Annotated in this window: 21 protein-coding genes; 10 read left to right on the top strand and 11 right to left on the bottom strand. The window is 63.1% G+C overall.

Features of this window, described 5'->3' with window-relative positions; all coding sequences use genetic code 11:
* From bioF to H620_RS0110560, 8 genes are all read left to right on the top strand, one after another.
* On the top strand, window positions 1-1,173 hold the full coding sequence (gene bioF / locus H620_RS0110595) for an 8-amino-7-oxononanoate synthase (RefSeq protein WP_027907315.1): 1,173 nt from the start codon (window positions 1-3) through the stop codon (window positions 1,171-1,173).
* Complete coding sequence (locus H620_RS0110590; protein ID WP_027907314.1) at window positions 1,166-1,897, top strand: alpha/beta fold hydrolase; 732 nt, start codon at window positions 1,166-1,168, stop codon at window positions 1,895-1,897. The genes bioF and H620_RS0110590 overlap by 8 nt, the downstream gene beginning before the upstream one ends.
* Window positions 1,890-2,708, top strand: a complete 819-nt coding sequence (gene bioC, locus H620_RS0110585; RefSeq protein WP_027907313.1) for a malonyl-ACP O-methyltransferase BioC — start codon at window positions 1,890-1,892, stop codon at window positions 2,706-2,708. The genes H620_RS0110590 and bioC overlap by 8 nt, the downstream gene beginning before the upstream one ends.
* Before the next feature lie 10 nt (window positions 2,709-2,718).
* Window positions 2,719-3,399, top strand: a complete 681-nt coding sequence (gene bioD, locus H620_RS0110580; RefSeq protein WP_023382713.1) for a dethiobiotin synthase — start codon at window positions 2,719-2,721, stop codon at window positions 3,397-3,399.
* A gap of 113 nt (window positions 3,400-3,512) precedes the next feature.
* Complete coding sequence (locus H620_RS0110575) at window positions 3,513-3,809, top strand: hypothetical protein (RefSeq protein WP_023382712.1); 297 nt, start codon at window positions 3,513-3,515, stop codon at window positions 3,807-3,809.
* Between the two features lie 367 nt (window positions 3,810-4,176).
* The gene (locus H620_RS0110570) at window positions 4,177-5,982 is read left to right on the top strand and encodes a phenylacyl-CoA dehydrogenase (RefSeq protein ID WP_023382711.1); all 1,806 of its coding nucleotides are present in this window, start codon (window positions 4,177-4,179) and stop codon (window positions 5,980-5,982) included.
* Between the two features lie 204 nt (window positions 5,983-6,186).
* A complete protein-coding gene (locus tag H620_RS0110565) occupies window positions 6,187-7,470 on the top strand; it encodes a GGDEF domain-containing protein (protein ID WP_027907312.1) in 1,284 nt (427 codons plus the stop codon).
* Between the two features lie 123 nt (window positions 7,471-7,593).
* On the top strand, window positions 7,594-9,372 hold the full coding sequence (locus H620_RS0110560; RefSeq protein ID WP_027907311.1) for an acyl-CoA dehydrogenase C-terminal domain-containing protein: 1,779 nt from the start codon (window positions 7,594-7,596) through the stop codon (window positions 9,370-9,372).
* 289 nt (window positions 9,373-9,661) lie between these two features.
* Here the strand turns inward: H620_RS0110560 and H620_RS0110555 are convergent, their stop codons facing one another.
* A complete protein-coding gene (locus H620_RS0110555; protein ID WP_023382708.1) occupies window positions 9,662-10,585 on the bottom strand; it encodes a LysR family transcriptional regulator in 924 nt (307 codons plus the stop codon).
* A 208-nt stretch (window positions 10,586-10,793) separates the two neighbouring features.
* Here H620_RS0110555 and H620_RS0110550 point away from each other — a divergent pair, with 208 nt between their 5' ends.
* Both H620_RS0110550 and H620_RS26420 read left to right on the top strand, forming a co-directional pair.
* Window positions 10,794-12,074: an aspartate aminotransferase family protein gene (locus tag H620_RS0110550; RefSeq protein ID WP_023382707.1), complete on the top strand. Its 1,281-nt coding sequence runs from the start codon at window positions 10,794-10,796 to the stop codon at window positions 12,072-12,074.
* Between the two features lie 164 nt (window positions 12,075-12,238).
* A complete protein-coding gene (locus tag H620_RS26420) occupies window positions 12,239-12,397 on the top strand; it encodes a YqaE/Pmp3 family membrane protein (protein WP_009681539.1) in 159 nt (52 codons plus the stop codon).
* Between the two features lie 51 nt (window positions 12,398-12,448).
* On the opposite strand, the gene H620_RS0110540 is transcribed toward H620_RS26420, so the two are convergent.
* The 10 genes from H620_RS0110540 to H620_RS0110495 all read right to left on the bottom strand — a co-directional run bounded on the left by H620_RS0110540 (window position 12,449) and on the right by H620_RS0110495 (window position 23,319).
* The gene (locus H620_RS0110540) at window positions 12,449-14,257 is read right to left on the bottom strand and encodes an alpha/beta hydrolase family protein (protein ID WP_027907310.1); all 1,809 of its coding nucleotides are present in this window, start codon (window positions 14,255-14,257) and stop codon (window positions 12,449-12,451) included.
* On the bottom strand, window positions 14,238-15,398 hold the full coding sequence (gene pqqE / locus H620_RS0110535) for a pyrroloquinoline quinone biosynthesis protein PqqE (protein ID WP_027907309.1): 1,161 nt from the start codon (window positions 15,396-15,398) through the stop codon (window positions 14,238-14,240). The genes H620_RS0110540 and pqqE overlap by 20 nt, the downstream gene beginning before the upstream one ends.
* Complete coding sequence (gene pqqD, locus H620_RS0110530; RefSeq protein WP_023382704.1) at window positions 15,370-15,645, bottom strand: pyrroloquinoline quinone biosynthesis peptide chaperone PqqD; 276 nt, start codon at window positions 15,643-15,645, stop codon at window positions 15,370-15,372. Before pqqD ends, pqqE begins: the two co-directional genes overlap by 29 nt.
* Window positions 15,642-16,397 (bottom strand): pyrroloquinoline-quinone synthase PqqC, encoded by a 756-nt coding sequence (gene pqqC / locus H620_RS0110525; RefSeq protein ID WP_023382703.1) that lies wholly within the window; start codon window positions 16,395-16,397, stop codon window positions 15,642-15,644. The genes pqqD and pqqC overlap by 4 nt, the downstream gene beginning before the upstream one ends.
* Window positions 16,398-16,495: 98 nt before the next feature.
* Window positions 16,496-17,407 carry a pyrroloquinoline quinone biosynthesis protein PqqB gene (pqqB, locus tag H620_RS0110520; protein WP_023382702.1) on the bottom strand — a complete coding sequence of 304 codons (912 nt, stop codon included), beginning with the start codon at window positions 17,405-17,407 and terminating at the stop codon, window positions 16,496-16,498.
* Between the two features lie 78 nt (window positions 17,408-17,485).
* Entirely contained in the window at window positions 17,486-17,557 is a 72-nt protein-coding gene (pqqA, locus tag H620_RS25730) for a pyrroloquinoline quinone precursor peptide PqqA (RefSeq protein ID WP_008365141.1), read from the bottom strand.
* A 168-nt stretch (window positions 17,558-17,725) separates the two neighbouring features.
* Complete coding sequence (gene pqqF, locus H620_RS0110510) at window positions 17,726-20,005, bottom strand: pyrroloquinoline quinone biosynthesis protein PqqF (protein ID WP_023382701.1); 2,280 nt, start codon at window positions 20,003-20,005, stop codon at window positions 17,726-17,728.
* A gap of 75 nt (window positions 20,006-20,080) precedes the next feature.
* A complete protein-coding gene (locus H620_RS0110505; RefSeq protein ID WP_027907308.1) occupies window positions 20,081-20,884 on the bottom strand; it encodes a carbon-nitrogen hydrolase family protein in 804 nt (267 codons plus the stop codon).
* 14 nt (window positions 20,885-20,898) lie between these two features.
* On the bottom strand, window positions 20,899-22,581 hold the full coding sequence (locus H620_RS0110500; protein ID WP_027907307.1) for a flavin monoamine oxidase family protein: 1,683 nt from the start codon (window positions 22,579-22,581) through the stop codon (window positions 20,899-20,901).
* A gap of 276 nt (window positions 22,582-22,857) precedes the next feature.
* Window positions 22,858-23,319: an Lrp/AsnC family transcriptional regulator gene (locus tag H620_RS0110495; protein WP_023382698.1), complete on the bottom strand. Its 462-nt coding sequence runs from the start codon at window positions 23,317-23,319 to the stop codon at window positions 22,858-22,860.
* Window positions 23,320-23,447: the final 128 nt, after the last annotated feature.

Raw genomic sequence — 23,447 nt, 5'->3', positions numbered from 1 at the left:
ATGGCCTTCGATCTGGCGGCGCGCCTTGCCGAACGGCGCGCCGCAGACCTATATCGGCAGCGGCCATTGCTGGAAAGCCCGCAAGGGCCGGAGGTAGTGGTCGATGGCCAGCGATTGCTGGCCTTCTGCAGTAACGACTACCTGGGCCTTGCCAATCATCCTGAAGTGATCGCCGCATGGCAGGCTGGCGCCGAACGTTGGGGCGTCGGTGGCGGGGCATCGCACCTGGTGGTGGGCCACAGCACGCCGCATCACGAAGTCGAAGAGGCCCTGGCCGAGCTGACCGGGCGCCCGCGTGCGCTGCTGTTCTCCACCGGCTACATGGCCAACCTTGGCACCATCACCGCATTGGTGGGGCAGGGCGATACGGTGTTGCAGGACCGCCTGAACCACGCCTCGCTGCTCGATGGCGGGTTGCTCAGCGGCGCCCGCTTCAACCGCTACCTGCACAACGATCCGGTCAGCCTGGCCAGCCGCCTGGACAAAGCCGTCGGCAACACCCTGGTGGTGACCGACGGGGTGTTCAGCATGGATGGCGACCTTGCCGACCTTCCGGCGCTGGCCGACGTTGCCCGCGCCCGTGGAGCTTGGCTGATGGTCGACGACGCCCATGGCCTGGGTACGCTGGGCGAGCAAGGCGGCGGTATCGTCGAACACTTCGGGCTGGGTGTCGACGACGTGCCGGTGTTGATCGGTACCCTGGGCAAGGCCTGTGGCACGGCTGGGGCTTTTGTCGCAGGCAGTGAAGCGCTGATTGAGGCGCTGGTGCAGTTCGCCCGCCCATACATCTACACCACCAGCCAACCCCCCGCATTGGCCTGCGCCACCCTCAAGAGCCTGGAGCTGCTGCGCCGCGAAACCTGGCGTCGCGAGCACCTGGCGGCTTTGATTCGTCAGTTCCGCCAGGGTGCCGAGCAGATCGGCCTGACGCTGATGGACAGTCCTACGGCGATCCAGCCGATCCTGATCGGCGAAAGCGCCCAGGCTCTGCGCCTGTCGCGCATGCTGCGAGCGCGTGGCCTGCTGGTGACGGCGATTCGTCCGCCCACCGTGCCGGCCGGCAGCGCCCGGCTGCGCGTGACCTTGAGCGCTGCGCACAGTCAGGCGCAGGTCCAGCTATTGTTGAATGCATTGGCCGAGTGTTATCCACAGTTGGAGGCCGCCGATGCGTGATCGCCTGATTCTTCTGCCCGGCTGGGGACTGGGTACCGCTGCCCTGGAGCCGCTGGCCGCCAGCCTGCGTGCGCAGGACCTGCGCCTGCACGTCGAACTGATGCCGCTACCAGAGCTGGCCGACACCAGCGTAGAGGCATGGGTCGATTACCTCGACCGCAAGTTGCCCACCGATACCTGGCTGGGCGGTTGGTCGTTCGGTGGCATGTTGGCCAGCGAGCTGGCATGCAAGCGAGGCGACCATTGTTGTGGGTTGCTGACCTTGGCCAGCAACCCGAGTTTCGTGGCGCGTCCCGATTGGCCCCATGGCATGCCGAAGGACACCTTCGGCACCTTTCTGGATGGCTGTCGCAGCCATACCCAGGTGACCCTAAAGCGTTTCCGTAGCCTGTGCAGCGAGGGTGCGCAGCAGCCACGCACGCTGTTGCGCCAGTTGGGCGTGGGGGTTCCGGATACCGATCCGTTGTACTTGGCCAGTGGCCTGGAAGTGCTGGCCGAGCTCGATACCCGCGTTGCACTGGAAGCCTATGGTGGCCCGCAGTTGCACCTGTACGCCGGCAGCGATGCCCTGGTGCCGGTCGAGGCGGCAAAAGCCCTGAGCGAACTGCTGCCCGACGTGGAAGTCGGCCTGGTCGAAGACAGTTCCCACGCATTCCTGCTGGAGTACCCACAGGAACTGGCGGCGGGTATCAAGAGTTTCCTGCATGAGAGTGGTGATGACTGACCTTTCCTATCCAAGCCTGCCAGGAGCCTTGCCCGACAAGCGTCAGGTGGCGGCTTCATTCTCCCGCGCAGCGGCCAGCTACGACAGCGTCGCGGCTCTGCAACGTGCGGTGGGGGTGAGCTTGCTGGACCAGATGCCCGATGGCCTGAGCCCATCGCGCTGGCTCGACCTGGGCAGCGGCACGGGTCATTTCAGTCGCGTGCTGGCCGAGCGTTATCGGGCTGCAACCGGTGTGGCTGTGGATATCGCCGAAGGCATGTTGCACCACGCCCGTGGTGAGCAGGGTGGGGCGTGCTACCACGTGGCCGGCGACGCTGAACGACTGCCGCTGCGAGACACCAGCATGGACTTGGTGTTCTCCAGCCTGGCAGTGCAATGGTGCGACCAGTTCGCCTGTGTCCTGGACGAAGTTCGCCGTGTCCTGCGTCCGGGTGGGGTGATGGCCTTCAGCAGCCTGTGCGTCGGTACGCTCGGCGAACTGCGTTCCAGCTGGCAGGCGGTGGATGGCCTGGTGCATGTCAATCGCTTCCGCCACTTTGCCGATTACCAGCGCCTGTGTGCCAGTAGCGGGCTGGAGCAAGTCAGCCTGCAGCAACGGGCGCATGTACTGCATTACCCCGATGTGCGCAGCCTGACCCACGAACTCAAGGCCCTTGGCGCCCACAACCTCAATCCGGGCCGGCCCTCGGGCCTGACCGGTCGTGCGCGCATGCAGCGTCTGCTGCAGGCATACGAAGCGTTCCGTCAGCCGCAGGGGCTGCCAGCCACCTATGAGGTGATCTATGGTGTTTTGCGCAAGCCAGAGGTGTAAGGGGAGCCAGATGAGCCAGGCCTATTTCATTGCCGGTACCGATACCGATGTGGGCAAGACCACCATTGCTGCCGGGTTGTTGCACGCGGCCCGTCTCCAAGGGCTGAGCACCCTCGGTGCCAAGCCGGTGGCTTCTGGTTGCAGCGTCACACCCAAAGGGCTGCGCAATGCCGACGCCCAGGCATTGATCGACGAAAGTTCGATCAAGCTGGCGTACGAAGAGGTCAACCCGTTTGCCTTCGAACCTGCCATTGCGCCACATATAGCGGCGCGCGAGGCCGGCGTTGCGCTGCAAGTGCCGGTGTTGCTCAAGGCCATGCGCCATGTGCTGGACCAGGGGGCGGACTTCACCCTGATCGAAGGCGCAGGAGGATGGCGCGTGCCGCTGTCCAACCTTGACAACCTGTCGGACCTGGCAATTGCCTTGAAACTGCCGGTGATCCTGGTGGTAGGTGTGCGTCTGGGCTGCATCAATCATGCGCTGCTCAGTGCCGAGGCCATCTCCCGGGACGGTCTGCAACTGGCGGGCTGGGTGGCCAACATCATCGATCCGCGCACATCGCGACTGGAAGAAAACCTCGCCAGCCTGGCGGAGCGCTTGCCAGCACCGTGCCTGGGCCGGGTGCCGAAACTGAAGCAGGCCTCTGCCGATGCCGTGGCTGAACACGTGCAGTTGGACTTGCTGGACTGAGATGCCCATCGCCTATCAAATGGCACTGAGCCATTAGGGATTTAAACGAGCCTTTTTGCCCTTGGCCTGCTTTAATTGGCCCTGTTCCTATCCAGCGTCAATGGAGTCCTGACATGGAAATCACCGGTAGCTCCGCTTTCTACGCGGGCCTTGGCAGCATTCAGGCCGGGCAGAACCGCGTCGACCAGGCCGCCAGCCAAATTGCCAACAGCACTGTCGAGCGTGCGGCCACCAGCCAGTCCAGCGACTATCAGGCCGAGCGCCTGCGTGCGGTCGACCGCAGTCAGCAGATGGACCTGGCAACCAGCGCCGTGCAATTGGCCCTCGGCAAACAGGAAGTCGAACTGGGCGTAAAGGTGGCAAAAGCTTCCGACGAAATGCTCGGGCGGTTCATCGATACCTACGCCTGATCTGGCGTCGTCCAAGGTGTGGCCAGCCCCTTCTGGGCGTTGCGCCATGGCCTTATCGCCGGCAAGCCGGCGCCTGCACTCGTGCGGTGAACTCATGTGGGAGTGACCTTGCGTCGCCAAAGGGCTGCGAGGCCGCCCCGAGGACAGGTCGTTCCCAGAAGAAAATTACCCCCACTCAACCAGGTTCGACCCTATTTATCAGGGCGTGGCGTAAATGCCATTTTTCGCGGCATAAATGGCACCATGGTCCCGTCTTGACATTAGGCGGTGCTAAACGTAAGTTTCAAACAACTGTTTGATCGAAAGCCGCCAAGAGCTGGTCGGTATAAGCGGTCTTCCCCAGAACTCATCACAGAGGTTCATCGCAATGCCTGATTACAAAGCCCCCTTGCGTGATATTCGCTTCGTTCGCGACGAGCTGCTCGGCTATGAGGCGCACTATCAGAGCCTGCCGGGTTGCCAGGACGCCACCCCTGACATGGTCAACGCGATCCTGGAAGAAGGCGCGAAATTCTGTGAAGAAGTACTGGCCCCGCTCAACCGCGTTGGCGATCTGGAAGGCTGCACCTGGAGCGAGTCGGGTGTGAAGACCCCGACCGGCTTCAAGGAAGCCTACAAGCAATTCGTCGAAGGCGGCTGGCCGAGCCTGGCGCATGACGTCGAACACGGCGGCCAAGGCCTGCCTGAGTCGCTGGGCCTGGCGCTGAGCGAAATGGTCGGTGAGTCGAACTGGTCGTGGGGCATGTACCCAGGCCTTTCCCATGGCGCGATGAACACCATCTCCGCGCACGGCACGCCTGAGCAGCAGCACACCTATCTGACCAAACTGGTCAGTGGCGAGTGGACCGGCACCATGTGCCTGACCGAGCCGCACTGCGGCACCGACCTGGGCATGCTGCGCACCAAGGCCGAGCCTCAGGCCGACGGCACTTATAAAGTCAGCGGCACCAAGATCTTCATCTCGGCCGGTGAGCACGACATGGCCGACAACATCGTCCATATCGTCCTGGCCCGCCTGCCGGATGCGCCGGCTGGCACCAAAGGCATCTCGCTGTTCATCGTGCCGAAGTTCCTGCCTAATGCCGACGGTGGCGTCGGTGAGCGTAATGGCGTGAGCTGCGGCTCCATCGAACACAAGATGGGTATCCACGGCAACGCCACCTGCGTGATGAACTTCGACGGCGCTACCGGCTACCTGATCGGCCCAGCCAACAAGGGCCTGAACTGCATGTTCACCTTCATGAACACTGCACGCCTGGGCACCGCGCTGCAGGGCCTGGCTCACGCCGAAGTGGCCTTCCAGGGAGGCCTGAAGTACGCCCGTGACCGGCTGCAGATGCGTTCGCTGACCGGCCCGAAAGCGCCGGACAAGGCAGCCGACCCGATCATCGTCCACCCTGACGTGCGCCGTATGCTGCTGACCATGAAGGCCTTCGCCGAAGGCAACCGTGCGATGGTGTACTTCACCGCCAAGCAAGTCGACATCGTCAAGTACAGCCAGGACGAGGAAGAGCGCAAGAAGGCCGACGCCCTGCTGGCCTTCCTCACTCCGATCGCCAAGGCATTCATGACCGAAGTCGGCTTCGAAGCGGCCAACCACGGCGTGCAGATCTACGGTGGCCATGGCTTCATTGCCGAGTGGGGCATGGAGCAGAACGTGCGCGACAGCCGTATCTCCATGCTGTACGAAGGCACCACCGGTATCCAGGCTCTCGACCTGCTGGGCCGCAAGGTGCTGATGACCCAGGGCGAAGCGCTCAAGGGCTTCACCAAGATCGTGCACAAGTTCTGCCAGGCACAGGAAGGCAACGAGCGCGTCAAGGAGTTCGTCGAGCCGCTGGCTGCACTGAACAAGGAGTGGGGCGAACTGACCATGAAGGTCGGTATGGCCGCCATGAAAGACCGTGAAGAAGTGGGTGCCGCTTCGGTGGATTACCTGATGTACTCCGGCTATGCCTGCCTGGCTTACTTCTGGGCCGACATCGCCCGCCTGGCGGCCGAGAAACTGGCGGCAGGTACCAGCGAAGAGGCGTTCTACACCGCCAAGCTGCAGACCGCGCGCTTCTACTTCCAGCGCATCCTGCCCCGCACCCGTGCCCATGTGGCCGCGATGCTGTCCGGTGCCGACAACCTGATGGCGATGAAGGAAGAAGATTTCGGCCTGTCCATCTAAGCCTGTTCATCGGTATAAAAAAACGCCTGCCTCACCGGCAGGCGTTTTTTTTTGTTTCCGGCTCCTAAAGATTCAGTAACAACAAAAGCTCAAGCCCTCCACCCCTGCGGCCGTTAAACACGCCGTGTATTCATCTATTCATGTGCGCTGCCGATGAAGTAAGGGCACAATGCCATTATTGATCTGCCGGGTCGGAGATTACCCTTGTTTCGTCTAAACGCTGTACGCGCGAGCCATTTCCTGCCTTCGCTGTTTCTCTTGTTGTCGGGGCTCGCGGCGGCGTATGTGAGAGACCTCAGCGTCTTCTTCACTTCGCTGTTCAATGTTCTACCCACGTTGGTGCTGCTGTTGGGGGGCGCCTACTGCGCGGTATACCGCCGCCAGCGCGAGCTGTTCCTGATGGTGACGGTATACATCGCCTATTTCCTGCTCGACACCCAGACTGATTTCTACCGTGACAACGGCCGGGTGCGCGAAGACGCGGCGGTGATATTCCACCTGGTATGCCTGTTGTTGCCTGCGTTGTTCGGCTTGTTTGGCGCCTGGCAGGAGCGCACGCACCTGGCCCAGGACCTGCTCGCCCGGTTTGCCGTGCTGTTCGCCGTCGGCAGCGTCGCGGTGGCGCTTGAGCAGAGCTTCCCCAAGGCGCTGCTCGCCTGGCTCGCCGAAATTCGCTGGCCGGCGCTGCATGGCCAGTGGATGAGCCTGATCCAGATGGTCTACCCACTGTTCGTAGGGGTATTCGTCCTGTTGGTCGTGCAGTACCTGCGTGAACCCAGGCCGTTGCATGCCGCGCAGATCATCGGCCTGATCGGCATCTTCTGGATGCTGCCCAAGACCTTCATCCTGCCGTTCACCCTGAACATCATGTGCAGTCAGGTGATGCTGATGATTGCCGCGGCAGTGTCCCATGAGGCCTATCAGATGGCCTTCCGGGATGAGCTGACCGGGTTGCCGGGGCGCCGTGCGTTGAACGAACGCATGCAGCGGCTGGGTCGCAACTACGTGATCGCCATGACCGACGTGGACCACTTCAAGAAATTCAACGACACCCACGGCCACGACGTCGGCGACCAGGTGCTGCGACTGGTCGCCAGCCGTTTGTCCAAGGTGACCGGCGGGGGACGAGCCTATCGCTACGGCGGCGAGGAGTTCGCCTTGGTGTTCGCGGGCAAGACGGCCGAAGAGTGCCAGCCGCACCTTGAGGCCGTGCGTGAAATGATCGCCAACTATGCTATGCAACTACGTGATCAGAGCAGCCGCCCCCAGGACGATTCTGCCGGTCGGCAGCGGCGCGCAGGCAATGCGGCCACCACGGTATCGGTGACCATCAGCATCGGTGTGGCCGAGCGGCTGGTGGAGCACCGTAACCCAGAGGAAGTGCTCAAGGCCGCTGACCAGGCGCTGTACAGCGCCAAAGGCGCGGGGCGTAACTGCGTCATGGTCTACGGGCAACAATCGCGACGCGGGGCTGTTCGGATGGCGTGACCATAGCTGACTATTCGGTCGCTTGATGACCCTATGTCTCGCAAAAGTTGTTCGGTTACACTGCCTTCAATCCAGTGCCGCGGTTCCCTGAGACCGCCCCGACCCTGTTAGCGAGAGGTAGTCATGGCTGAATATAAAGCGCCCCTGCGCGACATGCGTTTCGTTCTGAATGAAGTCTTCAACGTGGCCGAGCTCTGGGCTCAACTGCCGGCCTTGGCCGAAGCGGTGGACGCGGACACTGCCATGGCGGTGCTGGAAGAGGCCGGCAAGGTTACCGGCAAGACCATTGCTCCGCTCAGCCGCGCGGCGGACGAAGAGGGTTGCCACTGGGACAACGGCGCGGTGCGCACACCAGCCGGTTTCATCGATGCCTACCACACCTACGCCGAAGGCGGCTGGGTGGGCGTTGGCGGCGACCCGCTGTTCGGCGGAATGGGCATGCCCAAGGCCATTTCGGCCCAGGTCGAGGAAATGGTCAACGCATCCAGCCTGGCCTTTGGCCTGTACCCGATGCTGACCGCCGGCGCCTGCCTGTCGATCAACGCCCACGCCAGCGAAGCGCTTAAGGAAAAGTACCTGCCCAACATGTACGCGGGTGTATGGGCAGGCTCCATGTGCCTGACCGAGCCCCATGCCGGTACCGACCTGGGCATCATCCGCACCAAGGCCGAGCCGCAGGCCGACGGCAGCTACAAGGTCAGTGGCACCAAGATCTTCATCACCGGTGGCGAGCATGACCTGACCGAGAACATCATCCACCTGGTGCTGGCCAAGTTGCCTGATGCCCCGGCCGGGCCAAAGGGTATCTCGCTGTTCCTGGTGCCTAAGTTCCTGGTCAATGAGGACGGCAGCCTAGGGGCGCGCAACCCAGCCACCTGCGGCTCGATCGAGCACAAGATGGGCATCCAGGCCTCGGCCACGTGCGTGATGAACTTCGACGAGGCGGTCGGCTACATCGTGGGCGAACCGAACAAGGGCCTGGCGGCCATGTTCACCATGATGAACTACGAGCGCCTCGGCGTCGGTATCCAGGGCCTGGCATCGGCCGAGCGCTCTTATCAGAACGCCGTTGAGTACGCCCGCGACCGCCTTCAGAGCCGCGCGCCAACGGGTCCGCAGGCCAAGGAAAAAGCCGCGGACCCGATCATCGTGCACCCCGATGTGCGCCGCATGCTGTTGACCATGAAGGCGCTGATCGAAGGTGGCCGCGCCTTCTCCACCTATGTGGCCATGCAACTGGACAGTGCCAAGTACAGCGAGGATGCGGCTACCCGCAAGCGCAGCGAGGAGCTGGTAGCGCTGCTGACGCCGGTCGCCAAGGCCTTCCTCACGGATCTGGGCCTGGAGTGCACCGTGCACGGCCAGCAGGTGTTCGGCGGCCATGGCTACATCCGCGAGTGGGGCCAGGAGCAGCTGGTGCGCGATGTGCGTATCACACAGATCTACGAAGGTACCAATGGCATCCAGGCGCTGGACCTGATGGGGCGTAAGGTCGTCGCCAGTGGTGGTGCCTACTACCGGCTGTTCTCCGACGAGATTCGCCAGTTCATCGCCAGTGCCAAGGACGATCTGAGCGAGTTCACCACGCCGCTCGCTGCCGCCCTCGACAAGCTCGACGGGCTGACGGAGTGGGTGTTGGAACAGGCCAAGGGCAACCCGAATGAAATCGGTGCGGCGTCGGTCGAGTACCTGCATGCCTTTGGCTATGTGGCCTATGCCTACATGTGGGCATTGATGGCCCGTGCCGCCAAGGCGGGTGAAGGGGATGAGGCGTTCTATTCGGCCAAGCTGGGGACCGCTCGGTTCTACTTCGCGCGGCTGCTACCGCGGCTGGATTCGCTGGTGGCCTCGGTCAAGGCGGGCAGCGAGTCGCTGTACCTGCTCGATGCCGAGCAGTTCTGAGGCATGGCGTGTCAGCCTGGTCGCCGGCTTGCCGGCGACTGGCACAGGACCAGCGTTTGGAAATGGCGCCGCTTGTAAGCTTTCTCCTACATGACGTGGTGACTTTTCGCCACTGGCCTAAGATTGGATCCATAGCTAATATTTCCCACATGGACGTTGCGCAGGAAGCGCAAAGGACAGAACAGGGACAACGAAGGAATGCCTGCCAGGATGGTGGGGCGATAGGGATGTCAAAGGGAAACAGTCTGGAAAACCCCGCTTCGGCGGGGTTTTCTTTGTGCGCGTGTTTTTACCCGAGCACATCCAGGGGCGAGGCCCCCAGCTGGCGCGCATCGGTCTCTTCTTCCAGCAATGTGCGCAGCATCTCCACTGACGCCTGCTGACGCTGTGCGTCGCGAAACACCAAGCCCACCTTGAGCGGTACGCGCGGTTCGCTCAACGGCTTCCACAGCAGGCCTTGGTCATCCTCGGCGGCCTCCTTGGCCCGGCCCGGCAGAATGGTCGCCAAGGCCGTGTGCGACAGGCTGTCGAGAATTCCCGCCATGTTGTTCATCTCGGCCTGAACCTGCGGTCGGCGGCCCTGGCTGGCCAGCTGTTCCTTCCAGATCTGGCGGATCTGGAACTCTTCCCCGAGCATGAGCATTGGCAACTCAGCGGCCTGGCGGATGGACACCTTCTTGAAGTCCTTCAAGGGGTGGGTGGCGGGGATGACCAGCTGCAGTTCATCTTCGTACAACAGCAAGCCATGAAGCCCCGGCTGGCGCGGTGGCAGGTAGCTGATGCCAATATCCAGGCTGCCGCTGAGTAAGCGCCGTTCGATTTCCAGCCCCGACAGTTCGTAGATCTGCACCACCAGGTGGGGTTGCGCCCTGCGCACCCGTTCCAGCAGGCGCGGCACCATGCTTGGGCGAACCGTCTGCAACACACCAATGGCCAGTGTTCGCAGGGACTGACCCTTGAAGTTGCGCATGGCCTCATGGGCCCGCTGCAGGCCGTCGAGCAGCGGCAGGGCATGGTTGTACAGGGTATGGGCGGCGAGCGTCGGCAACAGCCGCTTGTTACTACGTTCGAACAGGCTCAGGTCGAGGCTGTGTTCCAGCTGCCTGATCTGCTGCGACAACGCCGGCTGTGACAAGGACAGGCGCTCGGCGGCCCGGCCGACGTGGCCTTCTTCATACACCGCGACGAAATAACGCAGTTGGCGAAAATCCATAAGTATTACTTATCGAAAAAGCTGGAAAAACGGAATGGCCTCAGCCGCCCGTGAGCCCTAGTCTATCGCCGTATTCCAGTAGGTTACAGCGCTGATTCAGTCGATTGTTACCTTGGATGAAAAACACTTTTGATAGGAAAGGCAAAATATCGAGCGCCGGCATACCGACCGGACCTGCCGCCCTTTGCCGTGATTGGTTGGAGCCCTGATGAACCTGTTCAACTTGCGCCGTTCGGCCCCTACCGCAGTCGCCGAGCCCAAGCGTGCGCCGGTGATCGTGCCGGATGCGCCGCAGTTGTCCCGCGAGCGTCTGATGCCCAGCACCGAACGTGCCACGCAGGTGTTCGTCCGAGGCCAAGGCTCCTGGTTGTGGGACAACGAAGGGCATGCCTACCTGGACTTCACCCAAGGCGGTGCGGTCAACAGCCTCGGCCACAGCCCCAGCGTGCTGGTCAAGGCCTTGGGCAACCAGGCCCAGGCGCTGATCAATCCAGGTTCGGGGTTCCACAGCCGTGGTTTGCTGGCCTTGGTCAATCGCCTGTGCCAGAGCACCGGCAGCGATCAGGCCTACCTGCTCAACAGCGGCGCCGAAGCTTGCGAAGGGGCGATCAAGCTGGCGCGCAAATGGGGTCAGAAGCATCGCAACGGCGCCTACCACATCATCACGGCCACGCAAGGCTGTCACGGTCGCAGCCTGGGGGCGCTGTCGGCGTCCGACCCGCTGCCGTGCAACCGTTGCGAGCCGGGCTTGCCAGGTTTCAGCAAGGTGCCGTTCAACGACCTCGATGCGCTGCATGCCGAGGTGGACTCGCGCACCGTGGCGATCATGCTCGAGCCCATCCAGGGCGAGGCGGGTGTGATCCCGGCAACGCGCCAATACCTGCAGGGTGTGGAAAAACTCTGCCGCGAGCTCGGCATCCTGCTGATTCTCGATGAGGTGCAGACGGGCATTGGCCGTTGTGGCGCGTTGCTGGCCGAGGAGACCTATGGCGTACGTGCCGATATCGTCACCCTCGGCAAAGGCTTGGGCGGCGGTGTGCCGTTGGCGGCACTGTTGGCGCGGGGGACCGCTTGCTGCGCTGAACCCGGTGAGCTCGAAGGCAGCCACCACGGCAACGCGCTGATGAGCGCGGCAGGCCTTGCCGTGCTGGATACCGTGCTGGAGCCGGGCTTCTTCGAGCACGTTCAGGACAGTGGTCGCCACTTGCGCGATGGCCTGAGCCGCCTGGCCGGTCGCTACGGCCAGGGCGAGGTGCGTGGCCAGGGCCTCTTGTGGGCATTGCAACTGCACGAAGACCTGGCCCAAGACCTGGTGCAGGCAGCCTTGCAGGAGGGCCTGCTGCTCAATGCGCCCCAGGCCGACGTGGTGCGTTTTTCGCCCGCGCTGACGGTCAGCAAGGGCAACATCGACGAGATGCTCCTACGCCTTGCCCGGGCCTTTGCCAGGCTGCACGCGCAACAGCAAAGCCGCCGCGAGGTACCGGCCTGACCGGTAGCGGCGAGCCACAGATTTTCAACGAACCGTCTCGCGTTTCTGCGCATCGCCCTTGGCCAGCTTCATTTGGCTCGGGGCGTTTTTTTTGCCTGGCGTTACTGTGGAACCTCTGGCTGGCGCGGCTAGTCTCTGTTGAAACCCCTTCAGGAGAGATTCACATGGACTTCATCCGCATCATCATCGCGATCATTCTGCCGCCCCTGGGTGTATTCCTGCAGGTGGGGTTTGGTGGGGCGTTCTGGCTGAATATCCTGCTGACCTTGCTGGGGTACATTCCGGGGATCGTGCATGCGGTCTACATCATCGCCAAGCGCTGAGGCGTTCTTGGCGCCCTCGCCGGCAAGCAGAGCCTACAGGGTGGTTGGGGCTTATAGCCCCAACACCCGGCAATAGAACTTCCATTCTTCCTCGAGCGCATGCGCCAGGTTCTGCGCATTGCGCAACCCATGGCGTTCCCCTGGGTAGAAATGCCCTTCGGCCTCGATGCCATTGGCTTTCAGGGCCGCCAGCATTGAGCGGGTCTGCTCAGGCACTACCACTGCATCCAGCTCGCCCTGGAAGAAAATCACCGGCACCTTGATAGCCGAGGCATGCAGCAGCGGCGTGCGTTGTCGGTAGCGCTCGGCATCCTGTTGCGGGTCGCCGATCAGCCAGTCCAGGTAATCGCCTTCGAACTTGTGCGTGGCACGGCCCAATGCGACCGGGTCACTGACGCCATACAGGCTGGCACCTGCGCGGAACACATCGTGGAAGGCGAGGGCGCACAACGTGGTGTACCCGCCTGCGCTGCCGCCGCGAATGAACGCTTTGCGCGCATCGATCAGCCCTTTTCCGGCCAAGTGCTCGACGGCCGCACAGGCATCTTGCACATCGCATTCGCCCCACCGCAGGTGCAGAGCCTGGCGATAGGCCCGGCCGTAGCCACTGCTGCCGCGATAGTTGAGGTCGGCGACGGCAAAACCACGCTGGGTCCAATACTGGATACGCGGGTCGAGCACCGGGTAGCAGGCCGAAGTCGGGCCGCCGTGGATGAACACCACCAGTGGGGCCGGGCCTTGCCCATCAACGGCCTTATAGAAGAAACCATGGGCAGTTTCGCCTGCGCTGCTGTAGCGGATCGGCTGGGGCAGGCTGATGCGTTGGGCTGGCAGCACTTCGGCGCCACCGGCCACTACCCGTACCTGGTGGCTGTTGCGGTCGATGGCGACGACCGCAGGCGGGCTGATCGGCGATGCGGCGATGGCGTAGAGATGCTCGGCATCCATCGCCAGGCTACGAAAACGCGTATAGGCGCTGGCGAAATGTTCGACAGGATTACCCGGCGTACGCAGCCCCAGCTTGGCAAAGCCGTCTTCGAACCAACTGGCCAGGTAGCTTTGCGGACCTATTGCAAGCCAACTGCTGGCCCCCAGTTGCCAAGGGGCGCCAGCGTGGTCGGCGGGTTCTGCTGGCAGAGCCTGCCACTGGCCATCGACCTCGCCCCAGGGCTGCCAGAAGCCGTTTCTGTCCGAGAGGCAATACAGCCGGCCTTGGGCGTCGAAGCGCGGTTGTTGCAGGGATTCATCGGTCCCGGTGACACAACGCGCCGGGCCCCAGGCGCCGCTACTGTCCCGTTGGCGCTGCATCAGGCGGGTACGGGTCCAGGGTTGCGCTGGGCGGTCCCATTCGACCCAAGCCAGGCGCGTACCATCGTTGGACAGGGTGGGGGACGCATAGAAATCAGCACCTTCGGCGAGGACTTCGCGGGTGCTTTCGCCAAGTATGACCAGGCGATGCTCGACGGGCTTGCCACTGCGCTCCTCGACGGCGAGGACCTGGCCGGTGTGCCATTGCAGGTCGCCGTAGCGGCATTCCGGGCGGTGGGTGAGCGGGCGAGGTGTCACGCTATTCAGCGCCTGGGTATAGACCTGCTGGTCCTGCTCGTTGACGAACAGCACCCCGTCGCCACCCAGGCAGAAACTGCCGCCACCGTACTCATAGACTCGGCTGCGCACGCTGAAGCCATCGGGGGTAAGGCACCGGGCCTGCTGGTCGCGCCAGTGCCAGATACGGCAGGCGCCGTCGGCCGGGCGGAATTCGTTCCAGAACAGCCCGGCTTCGCCGACCTTGAGCTCGGCAAAGTCGGTGCTGGCAGCCACCGCCTGTGCGGCGCTGAATTCATCCACGGGCGATGACACGGGAGTTGCGCTCGTTGCGGAAGGTCATTTGCTCGATTTCCAGCTGGGCGGTCTCCGCCTCTTCGCGGGCCTTGAGAATGATGCCGTGGTCAGCTGACTTGGCACACACAGGGTCGGCATTGCTGGCATCGCCAGTCAGCATGAAGGCCTGGCAGCGACAGCCGCCGAAGTCCTTTTCCTTCTCGTCGCAGGAGCGGCAGGGTTCTGGCATCCACGCGTAGCCACGGAAGCGGTTGAAGCCGAACGAGTCGTACCAGATGTGGTGCAGGTCATGGTCACGCACGTTGGGAAATTCCACCGGCAACTGGCGAGCACCGTGGCACGGCAGCGCGGTGCCGTCCGGGGTGATGGTCAGGAACAGGCTGCCCCAGCCGTTCATGCAGGCCTTGGGACGTTCTTCGTAGTAGTCCGGGGTGACGAAGATCAGCTTGCAGGGGCTGCCCTGCGCCTTGAGCTTTTCCCGGTATTCGTTGGTGATGCGCTCGGCACGTTCGAGCTGGGCGCGGGTCGGTAGCAGGCCCAGGCGGTTGAGGTGGGCCCAACCATAGAACTGGCAGGTGGCGAGTTCGACGAAGTCGGCCTCCAGCGCGATGCACAGCTCGATGATGCGGTCGATCTTGTCGATGTTGTGCCGGTGGGTGACGAAATTGAGCACCATCGGGTAGCCGTGGGCCTTGACCGCCCGGGCCATCTCCAATTTTTGGGCGAAGGCCTTTTTGGAGCCGGCCAGCAGGTTGTTCACCTGCTCGTCACTGGCCTGGAAGCTGATCTGGATGTGGTCCAGCCCGGCTTTCTTGAAGTCGGCGATGCGCGCTTCGGTCAAGCCGATGCCTGAGGTGATCAGGTTGGTGTAGTAGCCGAGCCGACGAGCCTCGCCGATCAGTTCGGCAAGGTCCTGACGTACCAAAGGCTCACCACCGGAGAAGCCGATCTGCGCGGCCCCCATTTCGCGGGCCTCGGCCATTACCTTGAACCACTGCGCGGTGGTCAGTTCCTGGCCCTGGGCGGCAAAGTCCAGCGGGTTGGAACAGTACGGGCATTGCAGCGGGCAGCGGTAGGTCAGTTCGGCCAGCAGCCACAGCGGCAGGCCGACCGCGGGCGTGGGCGGCAACTCAGGCGAGGACGATCCAGTGTTCGGCACGGGCCACCTCCATGAACTGCTCGATGTCGTCGGCGACTTCCGGGACATCGGGGAACTGCTGCTCAAGCTCGGCGATGATCGCCGCCACGTCGCGCTGGCCGTCGATCAGGCCACCGATCAGCCCTGCGCTTTCGTTAAGTTTGATCATGCCTTCGGGGTACAGCAACACGTGCCCCTTCTGTGCGGGCTCGTACTGGAAGCGGTAGCCGGGGCGCCAGTTCGGCACTAGCTTGCGATCGAAACTCATAGGGCGATTCCCTTGTGCCAGACCCGCTCGCGGGTGACGGAATGATAGGGCGGGCGGTTCAGTTCGTAGGCCATGCTCATGGCGTCGAGCATGCTCCAGAGGATATCCAGCTTGAACTGCAGGATCTCCAGCATACGCTCCTGGCCGGCGCGAGTGGTGTAGTGCTGCAGGGTGATCGCCAGACCATGCTCGACATCACGTCGGGCCTGGCCCAGGCGCGTGCGGAAGTATTCATAGCCGGCCGGGTCTATCCAAGGGTAGTGCTGCGGCCAGCTGTCCAGGCGCGACTGGTGGATCTGCGGGGCGAACAGCTCGGTCAGCGAGCTGCTGGCGGCCTCCTGCCAACTGGCGCGGCGGGCGAAGTTGACGTACGCGTCCACGGCAAAGCGCACACCTGGCAGTACCAGCTCTTGGGAGCGCAGTTGGTCAGGGTCCAGCCCTACGGCCTGGCCCAGGCGCAGCCAGGCCTCGATGCCGCCGTCTTCGCCGGGGGCGCCATCGTGGTCGAGCAGGCGCTGGATCCACTCGCGGCGTACTTCGCGGTCCGGGCAGTTGGCCAGGATCGCGGCATCCTTCATCGGGATGTTGACCTGATAGTAGAAACGGTTGGCCACCCAGCCCTGGATCTGTTCGCGGGTGGCGCGGCCTTCGTACATCGCCACGTGATAGGGGTGGTGGATGTGGTAATAGGCGCCCTTGGCGCGCAGGGCCTGCTCGAACTCGGCAGGGGACATCGGGGTTGTGTCGCTCATTCAGCGGACTCCTGTAACAGCGGGGGCTCTCCTGAGAGCCGGCTTTTCCCGCGGGGCCTGCACCGCCGGAGAGCCGGCGGCTGCATGGGCCGTTTGCCTCACAGTTCGATGCTCATGCCATCGTAGGCGACTTCAACGCCCCGACGCTCCACCTCGGCCCGTTCTGCAGAGTCTTCATCCAGGATCGGGTTGGTGTTGTTGATGTGGATGAGCACCTTACGCTGACGGGGGAAGCCGTCCAGCACCTCGAGCATGCCCCCGGGGCCGTTCTGTGCCAGGTGGCCCATCTCGCGGCCGGTGCGGGTACCGACGCCGCGCCGCTGCATTTCATCATCCTCCCACAGCGTACCGTCGACCAGCAGGCAATCGGCGCCGTGCATCATCGCCAGCAGCTTGTCGTCCACCTGGCCAAGCCCTGGGGCGTAGAACAGCTTGCCGCCGGTGCGGGTGTCTTCGACCATCAGGCCGAGATTGTCGCCTGGGTGTGGGTCGAAGCGGTGCGGCGAGTAGGGCGGTGCGGCGCTGCGCAGGGGGAAGGGGGTGAACTTCAGGTTCGGGCAGGCTTCGATCACGAAACTGCCTTCGAGCTCGATGCGGTTCCATACCAGTCCGCCGTTCCAGTGGCTGAGCATGTTGAACAGCGGGAAACCGGTGGTGAGGTCCTGGTGGACCATGTCGGTGCACCAGACCTGGTGTGGGCAGCCTTCGCGCAGGCTGAGCAGGCCGGTAGTGTGGTCGATCTGGCTGTCGAGCAGGACGATTGCATTGATGCCGGTATCGCGCAGGGCGCGGGCCGGCTGCATGGGCGCAAAGGCCTGGAGCTGGGCACGGATGTCCGGTGAGGCGTTGCACAGGATCCAGTGTTCGCCGTCATCGGACAGGGCGATGGACGACTGGGTGCGTGCCGTGGCGCGCAGGCTGCCATCGCGGTAGCCCTTGCAGTTGGCGCAGTTGCAGTTCCACTGGGGGAACCCGCCACCGGCGGCGGAGCCGAGGATCTGGATGTACATGACTACTCTCTGTCCGAAAAACCGTATCCGAAAAACGAAAACGCCCCGGCGGGCCGAGGCGTCGAACCGCGACTGGGCTTAGCGGCTGGCGAAGTACATGGTGACTTCGAAGCCGATGCGCAGGTCAGTGTAAGCAGGCTTGGTCCACATAGAGTTGCTCCTTCCGGGTGGGTTGGGGTTGTCAGTTGACAGGTTGGCGGCCGCTTGGCTGGGCGGCTGCATAAACTGAGATTGCGCTATCTTACAAGAAAAATTTGTACCGAAAGGTTAATTCTTCGAAAAGCGCCCTTGCAGCCTGCGTAACAATCCACCTTTTGCTCACTGCCAAGTCCCGTCCGGGGCAGCCGCATTGGCCAGGCAAAGCCACGCCGCACCAGGGTTTGAGCATGCTCGCAGGAGATCGTCCAGGTCGCATTGCTGTGTTTGGAGGATAGACCACCGCAGGTCGGAGAGTTTCCCTGAATGTGTAGCCAGATGTGCCTGCCACGCCCATTCGGCGATTTCCGAGTTGACCCTCTGCGGTTCGCTGAACTGCTCGGCCAACGCTTGGCGGGCGCTGGGGTCAAGCTGTACACCTTCGCCCAGGACGCGCGTCAGGTGTTGCAGGATCTCGACAGGGGACGCGTGTGGCGACTGCACGCCGAACAGCAGACCGTTGATGCCTTCGAGCTGACGGAAGGCGCTGAACACCGCGTAGCCCAGTTGCAGTTCTACACGTAGGCGCTGGTATACCGGCCCTTGCAGCGACTGGGCAAGCAAGCGGCCGGCAGCTTCATCAGTAGCGTGAAGAGGGCAGAACAACAGCAAGGCATGTTCACTGCCTGCTATATCGGCGTGATGCCAGCGGCGGCGGGGCCACAGGGTGGGCGCGACGGGTGCCGAGCCGATGCCAGGGCACGCTTGCAGAGTGTCGCCCAAGGCGTGCACCCCATCTTCATCGAAGCCCACCGCCAAGCCGTGCCACCGTGCCTGCTGCCACACGTCATCGAGCTGTGCTTGATTGGCCGTGCCCGAGGGCATTGGCTCGGCTTTCGCTGGCTGCAGGGCGTCGGGCAGTTGCTTGAGCAATGCCCGGATTGGAATCAATGCAGGCTCTGGTTGCGGCGTGTCCTGCCAACTGTCGGGTACTCGCAGCTCTGCCAGTGCTTGTTCGACGGTACGAATCACCGCTGCAGGCAGCCCACTGGCGCGCAGTTCCCAGCACTGGCCTGCGGCATCGAACTGCAGTTGCACGCCCACCCGCTGCGCCCGTTCTTGCAAGGGCCGAAGGGCGTGGGCCAACAGGCTGTACAAGCGCTGACGCAGTGGCGATTCGATACGCCAGCGTAGGAAAAGGGCGGCGAATTGGCGTGCGGCCGGTAGTTCATGACTGACGGCCAGTGCTATTGGCAATGGTCCTCGGCCAGCCGGTAATTCGGCAGTCGCCAACGGGTCGGTTTCTGGCAGATGCCAGTGACCCCGTCGGCATCGGGGGAGGTCGTCGAGCAGCGCACGTAGCGCCAGCAGGCCATTCTCATCCAACGCACTGAACGGCTTGCCTGCACTGTCCCGACGCGCCAGGTCCAGCGCACTGGCGAGCGACTCACGGATCTTCTGCAGGAGGCCATACTCGACGTTGAGGTGCCCTGGATCGGTCTGACGAATGAAACCGAACCAGCCGTGTAGCAAGGCTTCGGCTTGTTCTGCACAGGCCGAGGCGGCGAGCTGCAACTCGATATGCCAAAGCAATTGGCCTGCGTAGGCGTACAGCGTCTGGGCTTTGAACCCTTGTAACCAGCCGCGCTGACGCAGGGTCCCGAGCCAGCTGCCGGGGCGGGTATCGCTCAGGCAGGTAACCAGCAGGTCGAGTGCGTGTTCAGCTGCATCGCCCAAGGCTTCGTGGGCGAAGGTCATGGGCTGCACGGTGCCCGACAACGCGGGTGGTGGCTCTTGCGGCACGCGTTGTCCCGAAGCGAACAGGCTGCCGAATCGTGTGCCCAATTGCTCAAGCTCATCCAGCGTCTGCGGGCCGCACAGGCTCAGGACGATCTGACCGCCCCGGTAGAAGCGCTGGTGGAATCCGCTCAGCGCGTGCTGGAAGTCAGGGCATTGCAGCGCGAGTGTGTGGCGGTTACCAGCATGAAAGCCGCTGAGCGGGTGGCGTGGCGACACCGACTGCAACAGCGTGAATTGCCGTTGGGCTTCAGGGTCGCGCGACCAGGCGATGAATTCAGCATGGATGACTTCACGTTCGCGGCGCTGGCGCTCGATGCCAAGGTCAGGCTCGGCAAGCATCTGGCACAGACGCTCCAGCCCGCCTGCCAGAGCAGGGGACGGCACCTCGAAGAAGAAGTCGGTGGTGCGTTCCCGCGTGCTGGCGTTGACCTGTCCGCCGAGCGTCTGAACATAGCGCATCAGGCCATCGTCCAGTGGAAAACGCGCGGTGCCGAGAAAGAACAGATGCTCAAGGAAGTGGGCAAGGCCCGGCCAGCGAGGCGAAGCGTCATGGCTGCCCGCGTGGACCCGTACCGCGGCTGCCGAGCGTTTCAGGCGCGGGGCATGGCGCAGGGTGAGCTGCAGGCCATTGGTGAGGGTCAGGTGGCGGATGGCGTCAGGCATGGGAACTCCGGGGCAGGTGTTCATGCTAACCCATTTGTGTTGCCTGGCCGGGCCGAATCGCCAGCAAGCCGGCGCCTACAGAGGGCCGGCGTCTTGTCGGTGCAGGTCTTGGCGCAGGTCGGCCAGGTAGGGAAATGCCTCCCGCCCTTGCTTGATTCGTTCATGCGCAAGATCGGCCATCAATTGACACTCATCGTGACCCGCCATGGCCAGCAGGCTGCCGTCCGGCCCGACAATGCTGCTTTGCCCGCAGTAGTGGATCTCGCCCTCGGCGCCACAATAATTTGCATACACCAGATAGCACTGGTTCTCCTGCGCCCGCGCTCGCACGGTCACCTGGCAAACGAAATCGTAGGGTTCCATGTTCGCCGTGGGTACCAGAATCAGCTCGGCGCCTGCCAAGGCCAGGCGCCGCGCATTCTCCGGAAACTCGATGTCGTAGCAGATCAGCATACCGACCTTCCAGCCATCGAGCTCGACCACTGGGAAGTGGTCGTGGCCCGCGCTGAACATGGAACGGTCCAACTCGCCGAACAAGTGTGTCTTGCGGTAGTTGCCCAGGCTGCTGCCATGGGCATCGATCAACTGCACGCTGTTGTAGAGGGCACCGTCGTCGTCACGCTCTGGATAGCCGTACACGATGGCGATGCGGTGTGCCTGGGCAATCTCCACCACGCGCATGGCCGACGGCCCGTCATTGGCTTCGGCCAGGTTCTCCACCTGCTCCAGCCCAATGTTGTAGCCGGTCAGAAACATCTCTGGGCACACCAGCAGTTGCACCCCGCGCTCGGCGGCCAGTTGCGCCTGGTGCTGCAATCGTTGCAGGTTTCCAGGCACGTCCAGTGGCTTGGGGATGCCTTGGAACAGAGCAATGCGCATGGCGTCTCCTGGTATCAGTCGGGCAGGGCGATGGGGCCGATTTCGGCGAACACATCGCCAGGGCCTGGGTTGTCGGGGTGGGTGCTGCCACCGAAGTGGTTCATGATACCCCACACGGCATTCAGCGACGTCTGTACCGCGCCCTCGACCCAAGCTGGGGTCCATGACACGTCGTCTCCTGCGATGAATATACCGCGCTGTTCGGCCGGCATGTCCTGCTGCATGAAATGCGCGTACATGCGCTGGTTGTAGCGGTAGTGTCCTGGCAGCGCGCCCTTGAACGCCCCGAGGAAGTGCGGGTCGGCTTCCCAGGAAATGGTGATCGGGTCGCCGATGATGTGCCCGGCGATGTCGGTCTTGGGGTAGATTTTCCTGAGTGCATCGAGGGCCAGTTGCACGCGCTTTTCCACGGGGTGTGGCAGCATCTTCAGCGCGTCGCTCATCCAGGCGTACGACAGGCAGATCACCCCGGGTTTGTCGTCTCCGTTGTCGAACAGGTAGGTGCCCCGGGTCAGACGATCGGTGAGGGTCATGCTCATGAGGTCGCGGCCAGTTTCCGGATCTTTGTCCTTCCAGAAAGGACGGTCGACCATGACGAAGGTTTTCGACGACTGCATGTAGCGGGTGCGATCCAGGGCCATCCACATCTTCTGCGAGAACAGCGACTCTTCGCAGTCGATCTGTGTGGTCAGCAGCCAGCTCTGGCAGGTGGCGAGCACGGCGCTGTAGTGGCGGGTATCGCCCCAGTTGTCGGTCACGGCCAGGCGGCCATCGGCGGCGCGGGCTATGCGCTTGACCCCCGTACGCGGCGCGCCGCCATGCAAGGTGCTCAGGCTGGTGCCCTCTGGCCAGTGGGCGCAGCGCTCAGGTACATGACGCCAGATGCCTTGGGGCACTTGTTCGACACCACCGACGACCAGGTGCTGGTGGTCGTCGCAGTTGGTCATCACCACGCGGAAGATTTCCAGCATCGAGTTAGGGAAGTCCGAGTCCCAGCCGCCGGTGCCGAAGCCAACCTGACCGAACACTTCACGGTGCTGGAAGCTCAGCTTGGCGAACGAGCGCGAGGTGGCGACGAAATCGTAGAAGGTGCGGTCGTCCCACAGGGGCACCAGTTTGTTCCACAGTTCTTTCAGGCGAGGTACGTCGCGGTCGCGGATCGCTTGCTGGATATCGGCGAATTGGGCACCGCTTTCAAGCGCATCGGCCCAGGCGTCGGCCACCTCATGGAACAACGCGGGCAGGTCGGCTGGCTTTTCGGCGTAGTAGGTCTGGCCTTCGAGGTCGATCACCGTGCTGCCCGAGGCGGGAGTCAGCGGGTTGGGGAAGGGTTTGGTCTCAAGGCCAAGCTTGTCCACATAATGGTAGAAGGCCGTGGACGACACCGGAAAGCGCATACCGCCCAGCTCAGCGATGATCCCATCGGTGCCGTTGAACGGCTGGGAACGCAACCGTCCACCCAGCTTCGCGGCTTCGTACACCACAGGCTTGAGACCCAGCTTCATCAGCTCGTACGCCGCCACCAAGCCAGCGATGCCGGCACCGACGATGGCGACTTCCTCGCCATGGCGCTCAGGCGGAATGCTGCCCAGGCCGGCGGGGTGTTCCAGCCAGTTGTCGAAGGCGAAAGGGAAGTCTGGGCCGAAGATGGTGATCGGTTGCTTGCCGTCGGCGGGGTGGCGGTTTTTCTTGTTCATAAATGACCTTGCCAGAGGGCTGCGCGAGGGCGGAGCCTGAGTATAGGAGATGGCTGGAGGTCATTTTATGGCGAGGGGTGTTCGTAATTAAGATGCAGAGTGGTGGCGGTATGTAGTTATGTTCGTCTAAGTGACGGGAGTTCTTCTACTTATGACGAGGATGGCGATAACCAGGTGCAGCGAACCGATAGGGGTGCGTTCCTCCACGAAGCATGCACCACGGTGTTGGGCACCGGCTGAGCCCAGGTTCGCGGGCAAGCGGGCAGGCCAGTCGTGTCAGACGGGCTGCCCACGATCGACCTTGCTGCTGAGGATGATCGATGTTGTGGTCTTCTCCACGCCCTCCACGCTGCCAATTTGATCGAGCAGTTGGTCGAGCTGTTCTGGCGAATCGCTGCGCAGCCAGGCCACATAGTCGAACTCGCCACTCACCGCGCACAGCTGCTGAACTTGCCCCATGGCCCCCAAACGCCGCACCACCTCTTTGCCGGACCGTGGCTGGACCTTGATGCCCACATAGGCCTGCAGACCACCGCCGACCAAGCGCTGGCCGAGGCGCACACCATAGCCGGTGATGACCTTGTTCTTCTCCAGCCGCTCCAGCCGTGAGTTGACCGTGGTGCGGGCGATGCCGAGCTGACGGGCGAGGGTGGCGACGCTTTCGCGTGCGTTGATCTGCAGAAGCGCGATCAGTTGGCGGTCGATTTCGTCCAGGGTAATGGCGCGGGAGTCCGACATGGTGAGTCTCTGTGGTGGGCGCGTTAGCCTAGCCAGCCAGAGGTGGCAAGGGCAAGGCTGGCGACATGTCCGGGATGGGCATTGAACCTGAGCCGAAGTAGTGCCGCCATCCACTGATGGGCAATGGA

Origin of the sequence: Pseudomonas taiwanensis DSM 21245 (assembly GCF_000425785.1) — a bacterium.
Lineage (GTDB): Bacteria > Pseudomonadota > Gammaproteobacteria > Pseudomonadales > Pseudomonadaceae > Aquipseudomonas > Aquipseudomonas taiwanensis.
This window is presented reverse-complemented; position numbering and strand designations above follow the sequence as displayed.